Below are 13,942 nucleotides of genomic sequence, written 5' to 3' on the forward strand. Positions count from 1 at the left end.
AAATGAAATTCCTGGTGATAAGGAGTGGGCGCTGCTCATTTTTTTTCTCTCTCTGTTAAACCGCAAGTTTCATCAGTGCTGCCTGGGTCGCATCGGCTGCCGAAAGCTCACCGGCCAACTGCCCGTCACGAAACACCAATATGCGATCGCTCATGCCGATAATTTCCGAAAGCTCGGAGGAAACCATGATGATCCCCTTGTTTTGCAAGGCGAACTCCGACATAAATCGATAGATCTCTTTCTTGGCGCCGACGTCGATGCCGCGCGTCGGCTCGTCGAGCAACAACACCTCCGGATCCAGCAGCGCCCAGCGGCCCAGCACCACTTTTTGCTGGTTGCCGCCGCTCAGGTTGCCCACGGGCTGTTCGCCATCGTGGGTTTTAACGTTGAAGCGCTGGATCATGTCGCGGGTTCGCGCTTGCTCCCGTTTCTCGCTGACGAACCCCATTCGGCTGATGCCGGCAAAAGAGGCGATATTGATGTTTTCACTGACGGAACGGCACAGCACCAGGCCGGTTTCCTTGCGATCTTCCGTCACGTAGGCAATGCCGCTGTCGATGGCCTCTCGCGGGGAATGGCGGTTCAGCGTCTTGTCGCCCAAACGGATCGTGCCGCTGTCGGCATGCTGAATGCCGAAGATAAGATCGAGAAATTCGCTGCGGCCCGATCCCACCAGCCCGTAGATGCCCAGGATTTCACCGTGCTTAAGCTGCAGGCTGATATCCTTTATCTTGCTGCGCCAACACAGGCCGTTGACCTCCAGCAAGACCTCTTCGCCGGGCTGATTGAATTTGGCGAACTCGCTGTCGTACTCGCCGCCGATAATGTGTTCGATCAACTGTTCACGGGTAATGTCGGCGATATAGCCTTCATGGATATAGGCGCCGTCGCGGAAAATGGTGTAGCTGTCTGCAATTTGAAATATCTCTGACAAACGGTGAGAGACGTAAATAATGCCTTTACCTTTCGCCGCCAATTGCTGAAGCGTCTGAAAGATTTTTTGCGCATCCTCCTCGCCAATCGCCGAGGTGGGTTCATCCATGATGATGATGTCGGCATTGGCATGCGACAGCGCTTTGGCGATCTCGACCAGCTGCTGCTCGGCGACGCTCAGGTTGCGCATTTTCTCTCGGGCGTCGATCTTGAAATCGAGTTCCTTGAGCAGGCTGGTGGTGCGTTGATTGAGCGTGGCGAAATCGACGAACCCCAGGCGTCTCGGCTCACGGCCCAGCCAAATGTTTTCGGCCACCGTCAGATCCGGGATCGCGCTCAGTTCCTGCTGCACGATGGCGATGCCGGCGTTGAGGGCTTCCCGGGGATGATGAAATTCACAGCGTTGGCCATTGATAAAAATGTCGCCGCCATCGGGTTGAATAAAGCCCATCAGAATGCTGAGAAAGGTGGATTTACCCGCGCCGTTGCCGCCGCACAGGGCATGGATGGAACCACGCCGCAGGCAAAACTCCGCATTCTTGAGCGCCACGACCGGGCCAAAGGCTTTTCTGACGCCGCTGACCTCCAGCAGGTAGGCGGGCGCTTGCGTATGGGGATCTCGCGTCACAGTTGCACCTCCGGGTAGGTCTGCTGCAAGCGTTGCAGGTACCGTTGATAAAGCGTCTCGTATTGCGCCCGTCTGCCGGCATGTGGCCGTGCGCGTGTGGCCTCATCCAGCGCAACGAAACGTTGGCACAGTTCGGACAGCAACGCGCCGGCATTCCGCAGCGGATCGTCGGCCAACGTCGTCGCCCACATCGCCTGAATGGCGCCGCCCAGCGCAGCGGTCTCTTTGGCTTTCAGACAGACCACCGGGCACCCCATCACGTCCGCGACGATTTGTCGCCAGGCGGCGCTGCGAGCGCCGCCGCCGGTGAGGCGGATCTCGCGCGCTTCAATGCCCTGACGGCGAAACAGCTCGATGCCATAGCGCAGGCCATAGGTAGCGCTTTCGACCACCGCCAGGCAGAGATTGGCGCGGGTAAAATTGTCGCTATCGAGGTTATGCAGACTGGCGCGCGCGTGAGGCAACGGCGGAACACGCTCGCCATTGAAGAACGGCAGCATCTCGACACCGCCTGCGCCGGGTGAGGCCTGCGCCAATAAACCGTTAAAGCCGGCAAGGTCTTCGTCCAGCAGCGTTTGTACCGCGGTGGTGGCCGAGGTGACATTCATGGTGCAAATCAATGGCAGCCACCCGTTGGTGCTGGAGCAGAAGCCGGCAATCATGTCTGATTCCGCCGCGACGGGGGCGGCAGACCAGGCGAATAGCGTGCCGGAGGTGCCCAGGCTCAGGGTGAGGGTGCCGGCCTCGATGTTGCCGGAACCGATGGCCGCCATCATGTTGTCGCCGCCGCCGGTCGATACCCGCACCGTTGGGCTGAGGCCGAGTTTTTCCGCCGCGGCGGGGCGCACCGTGCCGATGCAGCACTCCGCATTTTTGAGCGGCGGCAGGGCTTGCCACAGACGGCCGCTGTCGTCGATGAGATCGACGGCGGCTTTGCTCCAGCTACGGGTGCGCACATCGAACAACCCGGTGCCGGAAGCGTCACCGTATTCCGCTACGCGCTCTCCGGTCAGCCAGAAGTTCAAATAATCATGAGGCAACAATACGGTGTGCAGTTTTGCCCACAACGCCGGATGGTGTGTCTTGAACCAAAGGATTTTTGACGCGGTATAACCGGTGGCGATCCGCAGGCCGAGTGTTTCCAGCGAGCCGTTGGCACCGCCGAGCTGCTGCAGGAGCCGTTCGTTTTCCTCTGCGGTTTCGGTATCGCACCACAGCTTGACGCTGTGCAGCACGTTGCCGTCTGCGTCCAGAGGTACAAACCCATGTTGTTGGCCCGAGACCCCCAGAGCATGAATCTCCCGTGCATCAACGCCGGCGTTAGTCACGGCTTGGCGAAAAGCGATGACCAGCGCCTCAATCCACCAGTCGGCCTCCTGTTCGCGCCGGCCATTGGCTTGGCTGATGAGACGGTGAGGGGCGTTGCCCTCACCGAGGATCACGCCCTGTGTGCTGTCGACAATCACGACTTTCGTGCCTTGCGTACCGCAGTCTATGCCAGCATAGAGCGCCATAGGATCACTCCATTTCCAGCATGATTTTGATGTCCGAGGCATGTCCCGCCGCCGCGCGCTCGAAGGCGGCCACGCTGTCGGAGAACTTGTAGGTTTGGCTTATCAACGGCTGGACGCGCAATTTGCCGCTGCTCAACAGCCGCAGCGTGCGCGGGTACATGTTGGCGTAGCGGAAAATGGTCTTGAAGGTGATTTCCTTGGCCTGCGCGGCGACGATATCCATCGGCGCGGCATCGATCGGCATGCCGACCAGCACGGCGGTCGCTCCTGGCGCCGCATGTTCGGCCAGCGTAGCGATGGCCGGTTTTGCGCCGCTGCATTCAAACACGACATCGGCGCCATTGCCGCTGGTGAGCGCGGCCACTTTCCCCGCCAGGTCGCCGGTTTTGATATTGACGGCGTGCAGCCCCTCATAACTGGCCGCAACGGCGAGTTTTTCGTCAAACAGGTCGCAAATAATGACGTCCGAGCAGCCGCCCGCCAGCGCCGCGAGAGCGGTGACCACGCCGATCGGCCCGGCGCCGATCACCAGCGCGATATCGCCGGGTTTGATCCCGGCTTTGGTGGCTGCTTGCATGCCGATGGCTAAGGGTTCCACCATGGCGCCTTCGGCGAAACTGACGTTGTCCGGCAATTTGAACGTGAAGGCGGCGGGGTGGATGACGGTTTCGCGCAGGCAGCCGTGCACCGGCGGCGTCGCCCAGAAGCGCACGGCCGGGTCAAGGTTGTAAATGCCGGCGCGCGTCTGCGCCGAGTTGAGATCCGGAATGCCGGGTTCCATGCAAACGCGATCGCCGATACTGAGGTGAGTGACGTTTTTACCTGTCGCGAGCACCACGCCAGAAGCTTCATGGCCGAGCACCATCGGGGCGTTAACCACGAACGGGCCAATGCGGCCATGTTGGTAATAGTGCACATCACTGCCGCAGATGCCCACGGAATGAATTTTTATCTGCACATCATCGGGCCCCAGCGTTTCGGCAAGCTGGACGTCCTCGATAGCGATTTCCCCCGCCTTGGCCAACACTAATGCTTTCATATTGCCTCCTGGTGAATCATTTTTATGGTAACGATATCATTTCAATGCGGCGATAGTGGGCTAAAGCGGGTGGTTAAACTGTGATCGATGTTGGAATTACTCGATGGGAGTTAATTTTGCTGGTGGGTTGTTATTCAATATGGGGATGAAGATCACAAAATCGGCGATGTAATGACGGTTTTAATATCAGCATTCTGATATCGATACCGTTACCTTGCAGGGGAAATGATGAACAAACAACAACGTGCCATAGCCGCTACGCTGGAATATTTGCGCGAGGCGGACATCGTTCTGACCGAAGAAGAGCAGCAACGTATTGAAATTGCGACGTTTGGCTTGGCCGACTATCCTGTCTCAGGGCTGCAGCTGCTGACCTATGTCAACTCGCCTCGGTATTGTGCGAAAGAGTTGGTGCTGTTTCCTGAGCAGACTTGCCCAGAGCATTTGCATCCTCCTTTTGCCGGCACGCCCGGCAAGCAAGAGACGTTTCGCTGCCGTTGGGGCGAGGTGTTTCTGTTTATCGACGATGAAAACCTGACGCTTAATGACGCCGGCGGTGAACCGGTATGCCGGGTGCCGGAAGGCGCGGAGCAGTGGTATACCTGCAATCGCTATATCCTCTTGCGGCCTGGCGAACAATACACCATCGCGCCCAATACCCGGCACTGGTTTCAGGCTGGAAAGCGGGGGGCGGTGGTGTCCGAGTTCTCTTCCGAGAGCCGTGACGAGCTGGATATCTTTACCGATCCCCGGATTAACCGGCTGGCAGGCGTAAACCATTAGCGCCACGATGAAAGTTCTGTCATGATGTTGTTAATGGTACAAAATGATAACCTTAAGCTAAGGAGCTGCATTTGGCGGTGGGGCGAGGACGGAAAGCGACGCTGGCTAGCGTGGCCGCACAGGCAAACGTCAGTAAAATCACCGCGTCGCGGGCATTTTCACAGCCGGACAAGGTTCATCCGGAAACGCTGCGCCGCATTCGGGAGACCGCTGCCGAACTCGGTTATGTGGTCAATGCTGCGGCGCGCAACCTGCGGGCGAAAAGCAGCAGAACCATCGGCATCGTCAACCCTGATATGGCCAACCCGTTCTTTGGCGGCCTGACGCGGTTGATGACGCTTGAAGCGCAAAAAATGGGATATGACACCCTGGTGTTCGATTCCTATGAGTCTCAGGAAAGCGAAGACAGAATCATCGACAAACTGATTGGCTACAACGTCGATGCGATCATTCTCTCGGTCATTTCCAACGATCATCTGTACCAGCCTTCCTATCTAAAGCGGTTGGAAACATTGAATATCCCGGTGGTATTGATCGACCGTGAGCTGGACAATCGCCACTGCAGCGGGGTGTATATCGATAACTTGGACTGCGGCCTTCAGGCGGGGCGCTGGCTGCTGGAACAGAAAGCGCAGCGGGTGGTGGTGGTGTCCGGGCCGGAGAACTCCAACGTCGCACGGGACAGGGTTACAGGGCTGCAGGCGGCGCTGCAAGGGAAAGTGGCGTCGTTTGAAGTGCTGTATGCCGATTTCTTTATGGATGTCGCCTGGCAAGAGACGAGCCGTTGGCTGGCCAATCACCGCGCCCCGGACTTTTTCGTTGGCTGCAATAACCAGATCTCCCTGGGCATTATCAAAGCCTGCATCGAACACCGGCTGCCGTTGATGCAGGAGGTGTCGCTGTTCAGCATCGATGAGGTTTCACATGCCGAGATCTACGGTTTTCATTTCCCGTGCGTGTCACACGACTTGCAAGAGATCGCCTGGCAAGCGTTGAATCTGGCGATCCGTCGTATTGCCGACCCCGAGATCAAGCCGGGCAAGGTGGTGGTGCGGGGAAAACTCGTCGCATAACGGCGCCGCCTTTCGCCTTATCCGTCATTTTTCAGCGCGTTGCGCTGTTTTGGGCTCATCCCGCCCGGCGGGACGGATTAGCAGCCATAAACCGCTTCCCGCCACCGCCGCGCCTAGCAGCATGGGCCAGGAAAGGGGTTCATTGAACATTAACCCTGCCCAGCAGAAGGTGACGAAGGGGCTGAGAAACAGCAGGCTCGTCACGCGCAGCGCAGAAGTGAGCCTTAGACAAAACCAGTACAGACCGTAGCCGGCCAGCGTCGCCAGTAGCGCGGTCCAAAGCACGCCGATCACAAACCCCGTCGTTACCGTTGGCAGCAGCGGGCCTTCCGCGCCGGCCATGGCGGCGAAAGCCAGCGCGGAAACCGCGCTTTGTATCCCCAGCGAGGATGGCAAACTCATTGCTTGCGTCTGCGGCAGCCGTTCCTGCCACAGCGTTGCCAGCGCCAGCGCCAACATCCCCGCCAGCGGCAACAGGTAACTCCACAATGGGGCATCTCCCCATGAGATGGCGCTGCCGGTCGCCAGCGTTACCCCGCTAACCCCCAGGGCTAACCCGGACCAAACGCGGCCATCGGGCAAGCGGCGTTGCAACAGCATGCTCAGCAGCGCGGTGCCGAGCGGGAGCAAATCGGCGATGAGCGCGGCCAACCCGGCCGGCACGCCATATTCGATGCCTTTGCTGACGCCGGTCAGGTAACCGGTCATGGCGAGCAACCCAATCCCGGCGTGAACAGCTATCGTCAGCGGAGATGCGCGCCTGATGGCGCGCACACTAAGCGGCAGCAACGCGAACGCGACCACCACGCAGCGCCAGAACGCCACCAGCAACACCGGCGCGTAATCGGCGGCGAAGCGGATGCCGACGAAGCCGGAGCTCCAGGCCACGATCAGCAGGACCTCGGCCGCAGCCAGCCAGAGGGCGGCTTTGCCTCGGTGGGAAGAGGGGCGAAATGGTGGCAGGGACATGATGGTCACCTCCTTTCCGCCCGATGGTAGTGAGTGGCTATAATTTAATAAATCGAATAATTTTCGTTCAGTTGTTTAATGGAGTTAAATCATGCGGCCGACATTGGATATCGATCTCTTGCGCACTTTTCACGCTATTGCGCGTTTGGGGCAATTTCGCGCGGCGGCGGCATTTGTCAATCGCAGCCCCGCCGCCGTGAGCGTGCATATCCGGCGCCTGGAACAGGTGGCGGGCGGCCGCTTGCTGGAGCGTGACAATCAGTCCGTGGCGTTGACGCCGCTGGGCAACAAGCTGCTGGCTTCGACGCTCGGGCTGTTGAGCGCCCATGACGATATTCTGCGGGAACTGCGGGGCGCGCCGCTAAGCGGCCATATCAAATTGGGGTTGCCTGATGAGTACGCTTCCCATGTGATACGCCATATTTTGCCGCGGTTTGCCGACAGTTTTCCCGCGGTGGAACTGGAGGTCTCTACCGCTGCCAGTCAGGCGCTGGCGGAACAAGTTGGCCGTAATCGGCTGCATCTCGCGCTGGTGGTTCAACCCTCGGGGAAACCGTGCCAGACACCGCTCGCGGTGACTGCGCCGGTGTGGGCCGGAGGCCGTTCGCTGGCGCTGCAGGCTAACCGGCCACTGCCGCTGGCGTTGCATGCCGCCGATTGCCCTTATCGTGAGGCTATGATCGATGCATTGACCAGGGCGGGAAGGCGTTGGCGAGTGGTTGTGAGCAGCCCTTCGGCCAGCGTGGTGGCGGCTGCCATCGAGGCAGGATTGGCCGTCACGCTGCTCGACCGCGCACGGGTTTCGGCGGCGATGCGGATACTCGACGAATTGCCGTCGGTCGCACCACATGAAGTGCAACTGCTCCGTTCTGCCACGGCCGCCAGCCAACCGGCGGTGGCGGTGCTGGAAAGCGTCATCGGCGAGTATTTTCAGAGCGGTGAACACATCGTGCCGTAAACGCGGCCAAACCTATGTGGGCCGCTTCACATTCTGCAACCCAAACAGCACAGCCGCATTGCGATCCAAAATGGCATTCACGTCTTCCTCCGGCAAACCCGCTCGCCGGATGTCGTCGACCGTGGTTTGAAACAGTTCGCCCGGCTGGAATGGAAAATCGGTGACGAACAACAGTTTCTTTATGGGCGTCGCCTGGCAAGAGACGAGCCGTTAGCTGGCCAATCACCGCGCCCCGGACTTTTTTGTTGGCTGCAATAACCAGATCTCTCTGGGCATCATCAAGGCCTGCATCGAATATCGGCTGCCGTTGATGCAGGAGGTGTCGCTGTTCAGCATCGATGAGGTTTCACATGCTGAGATCTACGGTTTTCATTTCCCGTGCGTGTCACACGACTTGCAAGAGATCGCCCGGCAAGCGTTGAATCTGGCGATCCGTCGTATTGCCGACCCCGAGATCAAGCCGGGCAAGGTGGTGGTGCGAGGAAAACTCGTCGCGTAACGGCATGTCTCTGCCTTTGTATGGAGGGGATAAAAGGAGCAGAAGAAGGCCATCCAATAGACCGGTATGTTCGGTGGGCAATAGAACAACACTCCCGCTATTGATGCACGGTTCATTCGTTCATAGAGTTATATGGCTGTATATAAATACAGTAACTCTATGAGGATAATATGATGAATACCTGCCCTGATATCGCTACGTTACGAAACACTCTTCCTGGCGCAGTCGGCGAATTGATCGCTGTGACCGCATATTACGGCGATTGGAATGCCGGCAATCGTCAGCCTCTCGGCGGCGGTATCTTCGTCGCCAAAGCACAATCGACACCGATGGATGATGGCGGGATGTTCATCCGCCCCAACGCCGCTTGGTTGTGGGTGCGCGTCCTGGACGTTGCCGGCACGGTGTCGCCTTATATGTTCGGTGCGAAAGGTGACGGTATTTCAGAGGATGCCGCTGCCATTCAAGCTGCTCACGATTACGCCAGTTCGCAGGCTGTATCCAGCGGTTCACGCGTATTGAAAAACGGGAATCTGCAGTTCGGGAGCGGGCAATTTAAATGTACGGAAACGCTGAAGCTGGATTTGAAAACCGTCGATTACGATTTCTCCGGCGCCTTGCTGGATTTTAGCGCCATGACACAGGGCAACGCCACCGAACGTAAAATCGCGATTCAATGGCAGAACAACGCCGGTTATACCCAGGGCAATCTCAGCGTGAAAAATTTGCGTATGATTGGCCCTGGTGCCAATTCATTTGTCGATGGCATGACGTTTTCTACTTCGCTCTCGGCTAGCTATGGTCGCAATTCGTTGACCTTTATCGGGGGTGGGATCGAAGGTTTTGCCTATGGCATAACCGGCACTACCGATTTCTACTTCCTGCGCATGTATGGCTTTAGTTTCAATCACTGCGACATTTGCTATTACTTCCCCGACAATACTTCCAACTCCGGTGAAGAAATGAATTTCCACAGCTGCATTTTCGCTCAGAGCAATTGCGGTGTGAAATTACAGGGGGGCTACAGCTATTTCTTCAACTGTTCCTTCGATTACATTTATGGTAAAAACGGGCCGCAAACCTCCTCCAGCCATGTCGGAAAGTATATGCATATCGAGGGGGGGCAACATATTTTCCGCGATTGTCACGTTGAAGGCTATGGCCCGCAAAATTATATCCTGAACATCCCGGATGCCAAAAGTTGCAAAGTCAACGTTATCGGCGGTCTGTTTACCTTCAAAGCCGGCGGTAGCCCAACGGCCTATCCGACAACCTCTAACCCATTCTATGTGGGTGATTTGGCGCGAGTGGTCTTTGATAAGGTCAATATTGGTCAGATGCAACAAGGTGGTGACTCCAACGTCAGTGGTTGGATTGATGGCACGGGCTCTGTCTCTTTGCGTAATACGCAATTGCCTATCGCCTGGCCTTATCTGTTAACTCAGGTGCGAACCGATACCGCCGTACAGGACAATTGGCTGGATGGCACGACGTATAGCAACGGTAGCGACAAATGGACTGAGGAAGTTTGGGTTCTGCCGCCGGGAGGCGTTAATACGGTGCGCAAATCTCGCTACGGGTGGGGTACGACTAACAGCACCAATTTCAGCCTTATTCGCCAGGCCGGTTTCGTTTCATTGGGGCGCAACGCGGCCGCTGGTAATGGTGTGTTCCAGGCGGTGCTGGGAACCATCAGCCTGAAAGGTTACGGCAGCGTTATTCACCATGTTCGCGCCAACACTTACGCGGGTGATGGGCAACGCTGCCAGGTCAAAATCCTATGGGCGAAGCTGCGCGAATATGGTCCGCAACAAGACGTGGAACCCCAAATTCTCAAGCAGCAAACCGGTCACGTTTACACCTATCAATTTAGCGGCAATGAATCCGATCTGAAGAGCGTTATCATCCCAGGCCAAATGCAGGGTTATCCTACGCAGCCTCCCGCCTTCGAGCGAGCGCCGGACTGGGCTACGCACGCTTTCTTGCTTATTGACGTCACCGAAATGAAAAGCAACTTTGACCTGCGCATTACGGATGTTTACCTGCGACAGGTCTGACGCAGTTTCCCAACATTGACCGGTTCACGACATGTCGCACATCCCGTTATTACGGGGGATGTGCGACATTGAGGACGCAGCGTTTTGCGCGGCTGTCGCTGTCCTGCGTGAAGCACAACGTGAAAGAACCGTATAAAGCCCACTTGAGCTAACCGAAATCCGGGGCCGGAATGGAGTCTCCTGCCCGTTACTGAATGAGGACGGATCTTCAGTCCGCACCCAGCCCAAACAGCGCAGCCGCATTGCGATCCAAAATGGCGTTCACGTCTTCCTCCGGCAATCCCGCGCGCCGGACGTAGTCCACCGTGGTTTGAAACAGTTCGCCCGGCTGGAACGGGAAATCGGTGCCGAACAACAGCCGCTCTGTGCCGAACGTCGCTGCCGCCGCTTGCAACGCGGGCACCTGATCGTGGCCTACCGTGTCGTACCACATGCGCAGGGCGGCGCGGCTCGGGGGTTCCGGCGTATTCGGCGCTTCCCACGCGACGGTTTGGTCGAGGCGTTCCAGTGTCATCGGCAGCAGGCCGCCCAGGTGTGGCACAATGATTTTCATTTCCGCAAAGCGTTGGGGGATGCCGTTGAGGATAAAGTGCATGGCGGCGACCGTGTCTTCGATCGGCGCGCTGATCGACCAGGTTAAAGCGTAATCGGCGATGAGCGGCGAGTGCACGCCGCGGCCAGCGGGATGAATGGCCAGCACGCTGCGGCGATGGTTGAGTTCCTGATAGAGTGGCTCGAACAGTGGGTTGGCGATAGACAGCCCGAGCACCGAGGTGGTGATACACGCGCCCAGCATGCCGAGCTGGGTCAAGGCTCTGTCCAGCTCGCGTAACGCAGCGTCGATATGCGGCAGCGGCAAGGAAGCGATGGCCCGGAAGCGGGCGGGATAACGCGCTGCCAGCTCCGCATATTCATCGTTGATCCGGCGCGCGGCATCAACGGCCGCCTGCTCGTCTTCCAGGTGCGGCGACAGCGGCGTCGCCGACAAGATTTGCATGTCGATGCCGGCGCTGTCCAGCAGAGCGAAGCGGGCTGCCAGCTCGCGATCGCTGCGGCCGGCGCCCAATTGCCGATAGGCGGCGACTTCGTGCAGGCCATGAGATTGCAAAAGATCCAGATACTCAGTGCTCCACAGGTGAGCGTGAACATCGAGTCGCATCGGTCGATCTCCCGGAGTACGCGGCGATGCCGCTGGTTCAGGAGAGTATAGGCGGGCGGTGCGACAGCCCCTGGAGGGAAGGCATTTTTTCTACCGACGGGAGCGGGCGAGAGCACGCATTGATCCGGGAACGGTGCGCTGCTCCCGGTCAGCTAATGAGGTCAGAATACCTGTTTGAACGGTTTCACCGTCACGTCGGCGTAGACGCCGGCGGCGATATAGGGATCCTGCTGCGCCCAGGCCTGGGCTTCCGCCAACGAGGCGAATTCGGCGATCACCGTCGAACCGGTAAAGCCGGCGGCGCCGGGATCGTTGCTGTCGATGGCCGGGTTAGGGCCGGCGACCACCAGACGGCCGGCGTCGCGCAGCGCCTGCAGGCGCGCCAGGTGTGCCGGGCGCACCGCCAGACGGTTTTCCAGCGAATTGGGGACGTCTTGCGCGTAGATCAGATAAAGCATGTTTCACCTTTAAAATCATGGCTATAAAACGGTGCTACCAAGGTAGCGCAAAAGGCGCGGCAGGGGAACGGCATAGGGCGAATTTCCCGGCGGATTGGCGCTTATGCCTTGAAGCCGCTACTTTTTATTCGTATAGTGCGGCGCGCTTAAACTGATATGCCATTGAGGTGAGGACATGACGGAACTGGTAAGGGAAAAACTCGATTTGCCGGCGGGCAAAAACAAACTGCTGCTGCATTCGTGCTGCGCGCCCTGTTCCGGCGAGGTGATGGAAGCGATTCAGGCCTCCGGGATCGAGTATGCCATTTTCTTCTATAACCCCAACATTCACCCGCAAAAAGAGTATCTGCTGCGTAAAGAAGAGAACATCCGTTTCGCTGAGCAGCACGGGGTGCCGATTATCGATGCCGATTACGACACCGACAACTGGTTCGCCCGCGCCAAGGGGATGGAGAATGAGCCGGAGCGCGGCATTCGTTGCACCATGTGTTTTGATATGCGTTTCGAGCGCACGGCGCTGTATGCGCATGAGCATGGTTACGACACTATCTCCAGCTCGCTGGGCATCTCGCGCTGGAAGAACATGCAGCAGATCACCGACTGCGGCATCCGTGCGGCGGAAAAGTACCCCGATCTGGTGTACTGGGATTACAACTGGCGCAAGAAGGGCGGTTCGTCGCGCATGATAGAGATCAGCAAGCGCGAACGCTTCTATCAGCAGGAATACTGCGGCTGCGTCTATTCGCTGCGCGACACCAACCTGCACCGTAAGGCGCAAGGGCGGCCGCTGATCAAGCTGGGCGTGCTTTACTATGGCGATGAAGAATAACGCTGACTCACCGAAATTAACCCGCTCCGGCGGGTTTTTTACTTTTTGACGCCTGGCCAGTCGTTAATAAAGCGTGTCGCCCCGGCGGTAAAAAAGCAACGGCCAGGTTAATATCCTTATGAGTTTGCTGGTTTTCGCCGCGCATACTGACGATTAAAGCGATAGTTTGCCTTTCGTTATTGAATATGATTGCTATTTGCATTTAAACTTGGCGAACCAGAGGAAACAGAATCATTATGCCGCTAAAAAAGATGTTCCTTAATCGCCGTATATCCGTGCCTTTCGTCTTGTCCGTAGGCCTGCACAGCGCCCTGGTGGCGGGATTGCTTTACGCTTCGGTAAAAGAAGTGGTGGAGCTGCCGAAGCCAGAGGACGCGCCGATCAGCGTCATGATGGTCAATACCGCCGCGATGGCCGAACCGCCGCCGCCGGCACCGGCCGAGCCGGAGCCGCCGCAGGTCGAACCTGAGCCGGAGCCAGAACCGGAACCTATTGTGGAGCCGCCGCCGAAGGCGATTGTGAAGCCGGAGCCGGTCAAGCCGAAACCGAAACCCAAGCCGAAGCCGAAGGTCGAAAAACCGGTGAAACCGGAGCCGAAAAAAGTCGAGCCGCGCGAACCGTCGCCGTTCAACAACGACTCGCCGGCCAAGCCGATCGACAAAGCGCCGGTGAAACAGGCGCCTGCCGCGCCGGTGCAGGGCAACTCGCGCGAGCTCGGTCCAAGGCCGATCAGCCGCGCCAATCCGCTCTATCCGCCGCGGGCCCAGGCTTTACAGATCGAAGGCAGCGTGCGGGTGCAGTTTGATATCGACAGCGACGGGCGCGTCAGCAACGTGCGCATCTTGTCGGCCGAACCGCGCAACATGTTTGAGCGTGAAGTGAAGCAGGCGATGCGCAAATGGCGCTATGAAGCCAAAGAAGCGAAAGATCGCACCGTCACTATCCGCTTCAAGTTGAACGGCACCACCGAATTGAACTGAGTTTGGTCATACCAAAAAGAAAGGGTCGCCTCGGCGACCCTTTTTGCATTTGCAGTGTAGCGT

At 58.0% G+C, this 13,942-nt stretch carries 13 protein-coding genes and 1 pseudogene; 7 read left to right on the top strand and 7 right to left on the bottom strand.

Annotated elements, in window-relative coordinates:
• Positions 1 to 55 precede the first annotated feature (55 nt).
• The 3 genes from AC2CGI_RS05780 to AC2CGI_RS05790 are packed head-to-tail and all read right to left on the bottom strand — an operon-like array spanning position 56 to position 4,114.
• Complete coding sequence (locus AC2CGI_RS05780) at positions 56 to 1,561, bottom strand: sugar ABC transporter ATP-binding protein (protein WP_004932117.1); 1,506 nt, start codon at positions 1,559 to 1,561, stop codon at positions 56 to 58.
• The gene (xylB, locus tag AC2CGI_RS05785; RefSeq protein ID WP_076740772.1) at positions 1,558 to 3,075 is read right to left on the bottom strand and encodes a xylulokinase; all 1,518 of its coding nucleotides are present in this window, start codon (positions 3,073 to 3,075) and stop codon (positions 1,558 to 1,560) included. The genes AC2CGI_RS05780 and xylB overlap by 4 nt, the downstream gene beginning before the upstream one ends.
• Positions 3,076 to 3,079: 4 nt before the next feature.
• Positions 3,080 to 4,114, bottom strand: coding sequence for an NAD(P)-dependent alcohol dehydrogenase (locus AC2CGI_RS05790; RefSeq protein WP_004932112.1), 1,035 nt, complete (start codon positions 4,112 to 4,114; stop codon positions 3,080 to 3,082).
• Between the two features lie 228 nt (positions 4,115 to 4,342).
• Here AC2CGI_RS05790 and AC2CGI_RS05795 point away from each other — a divergent pair, with 228 nt between their 5' ends.
• Positions 4,343 to 4,897 carry a D-lyxose/D-mannose family sugar isomerase gene (locus AC2CGI_RS05795; protein WP_076740796.1) on the top strand — a complete coding sequence of 185 codons (555 nt, stop codon included), beginning with the start codon at positions 4,343 to 4,345 and terminating at the stop codon, positions 4,895 to 4,897.
• Positions 4,898 to 4,968: 71 nt separating this feature from the next.
• On the top strand, positions 4,969 to 5,970 hold the full coding sequence (locus tag AC2CGI_RS05800) for a LacI family DNA-binding transcriptional regulator (RefSeq protein ID WP_015378079.1): 1,002 nt from the start codon (positions 4,969 to 4,971) through the stop codon (positions 5,968 to 5,970).
• A gap of 24 nt (positions 5,971 to 5,994) precedes the next feature.
• Here AC2CGI_RS05800 and AC2CGI_RS05805 read toward each other — a convergent pair whose 3' ends face one another.
• On the bottom strand, positions 5,995 to 6,939 hold the full coding sequence (locus tag AC2CGI_RS05805) for a DMT family transporter (RefSeq protein ID WP_076740773.1): 945 nt from the start codon (positions 6,937 to 6,939) through the stop codon (positions 5,995 to 5,997).
• Positions 6,940 to 7,030: 91 nt separating this feature from the next.
• Between AC2CGI_RS05805 and AC2CGI_RS05810 the strand changes: the two genes are divergently transcribed.
• Positions 7,031 to 7,897 (top strand): LysR substrate-binding domain-containing protein, encoded by an 867-nt coding sequence (locus AC2CGI_RS05810; RefSeq protein WP_076740774.1) that lies wholly within the window; start codon positions 7,031 to 7,033, stop codon positions 7,895 to 7,897.
• A 12-nt stretch (positions 7,898 to 7,909) separates the two neighbouring features.
• On the opposite strand, the gene AC2CGI_RS05815 is transcribed toward AC2CGI_RS05810, so the two are convergent.
• Positions 7,910 to 8,068 (bottom strand): hypothetical protein, encoded by a 159-nt coding sequence (locus AC2CGI_RS05815; protein WP_165385131.1) that lies wholly within the window; start codon positions 8,066 to 8,068, stop codon positions 7,910 to 7,912.
• Positions 8,069 to 8,072: 4 nt separating this feature from the next.
• On the opposite strand from AC2CGI_RS05815, the pseudogene AC2CGI_RS05820 reads away from it, so the two are divergent.
• Positions 8,073 to 8,396, top strand: a pseudogene (locus AC2CGI_RS05820) (substrate-binding domain-containing protein); the annotation flags it as partial.
• A gap of 170 nt (positions 8,397 to 8,566) precedes the next feature.
• Positions 8,567 to 10,453, top strand: coding sequence for a hypothetical protein (locus AC2CGI_RS05825; RefSeq protein ID WP_015378075.1), 1,887 nt, complete (start codon positions 8,567 to 8,569; stop codon positions 10,451 to 10,453).
• Between the two features lie 208 nt (positions 10,454 to 10,661).
• On the opposite strand, the gene AC2CGI_RS05830 is transcribed toward AC2CGI_RS05825, so the two are convergent.
• Complete coding sequence (locus AC2CGI_RS05830) at positions 10,662 to 11,612, bottom strand: amidohydrolase family protein (protein ID WP_076740776.1); 951 nt, start codon at positions 11,610 to 11,612, stop codon at positions 10,662 to 10,664.
• Positions 11,613 to 11,773: 161 nt separating this feature from the next.
• Positions 11,774 to 12,070 (bottom strand): YciI family protein, encoded by a 297-nt coding sequence (locus tag AC2CGI_RS05835; RefSeq protein WP_004932096.1) that lies wholly within the window; start codon positions 12,068 to 12,070, stop codon positions 11,774 to 11,776.
• A gap of 175 nt (positions 12,071 to 12,245) precedes the next feature.
• Between AC2CGI_RS05835 and AC2CGI_RS05840 the strand changes: the two genes are divergently transcribed.
• Complete coding sequence (locus AC2CGI_RS05840) at positions 12,246 to 12,899, top strand: epoxyqueuosine reductase QueH (RefSeq protein ID WP_015378073.1); 654 nt, start codon at positions 12,246 to 12,248, stop codon at positions 12,897 to 12,899.
• Positions 12,900 to 13,135: 236 nt separating this feature from the next.
• Positions 13,136 to 13,879: a TonB system transport protein TonB gene (gene tonB, locus AC2CGI_RS05845; protein WP_021503828.1), complete on the top strand. Its 744-nt coding sequence runs from the start codon at positions 13,136 to 13,138 to the stop codon at positions 13,877 to 13,879.
• The last annotated feature ends 63 nt before the right edge of the window (positions 13,880 to 13,942 follow it).

It is taken from the genome of Serratia sp. LSHTC3 (assembly GCF_057197125.1).

Excerpts from the sequence above, each read along its gene's own strand:
- AC2CGI_RS05790 (WP_004932112.1), bottom strand. The coding sequence starts at position 4,114 with ATGAAAGCATTAGTGTTGGCCAAGGCGGGGGAAATCGCTATCGAGGAC.
- AC2CGI_RS05810 (WP_076740774.1), top strand. The coding sequence starts at position 7,031 with ATGCGGCCGACATTGGATATCGATCTCTTGCGCACTTTTCACGCTATT.
- AC2CGI_RS05830 (WP_076740776.1), bottom strand. The coding sequence starts at position 11,612 with ATGCGACTCGATGTTCACGCTCACCTGTGGAGCACTGAGTATCTGGAT.
- AC2CGI_RS05805 (WP_076740773.1), bottom strand. The coding sequence starts at position 6,939 with ATGTCCCTGCCACCATTTCGCCCCTCTTCCCACCGAGGCAAAGCCGCC.
- AC2CGI_RS05825 (WP_015378075.1), top strand. The coding sequence starts at position 8,567 with ATGATGAATACCTGCCCTGATATCGCTACGTTACGAAACACTCTTCCT.
- xylB (WP_076740772.1), bottom strand. The coding sequence starts at position 3,075 with ATGGCGCTCTATGCTGGCATAGACTGCGGTACGCAAGGCACGAAAGTC.
- AC2CGI_RS05795 (WP_076740796.1), top strand. The coding sequence starts at position 4,343 with ATGAACAAACAACAACGTGCCATAGCCGCTACGCTGGAATATTTGCGC.
- tonB (WP_021503828.1), top strand. The coding sequence starts at position 13,136 with ATGCCGCTAAAAAAGATGTTCCTTAATCGCCGTATATCCGTGCCTTTC.
- AC2CGI_RS05840 (WP_015378073.1), top strand. The coding sequence starts at position 12,246 with ATGACGGAACTGGTAAGGGAAAAACTCGATTTGCCGGCGGGCAAAAAC.
- AC2CGI_RS05835 (WP_004932096.1), bottom strand. The coding sequence starts at position 12,070 with ATGCTTTATCTGATCTACGCGCAAGACGTCCCCAATTCGCTGGAAAAC.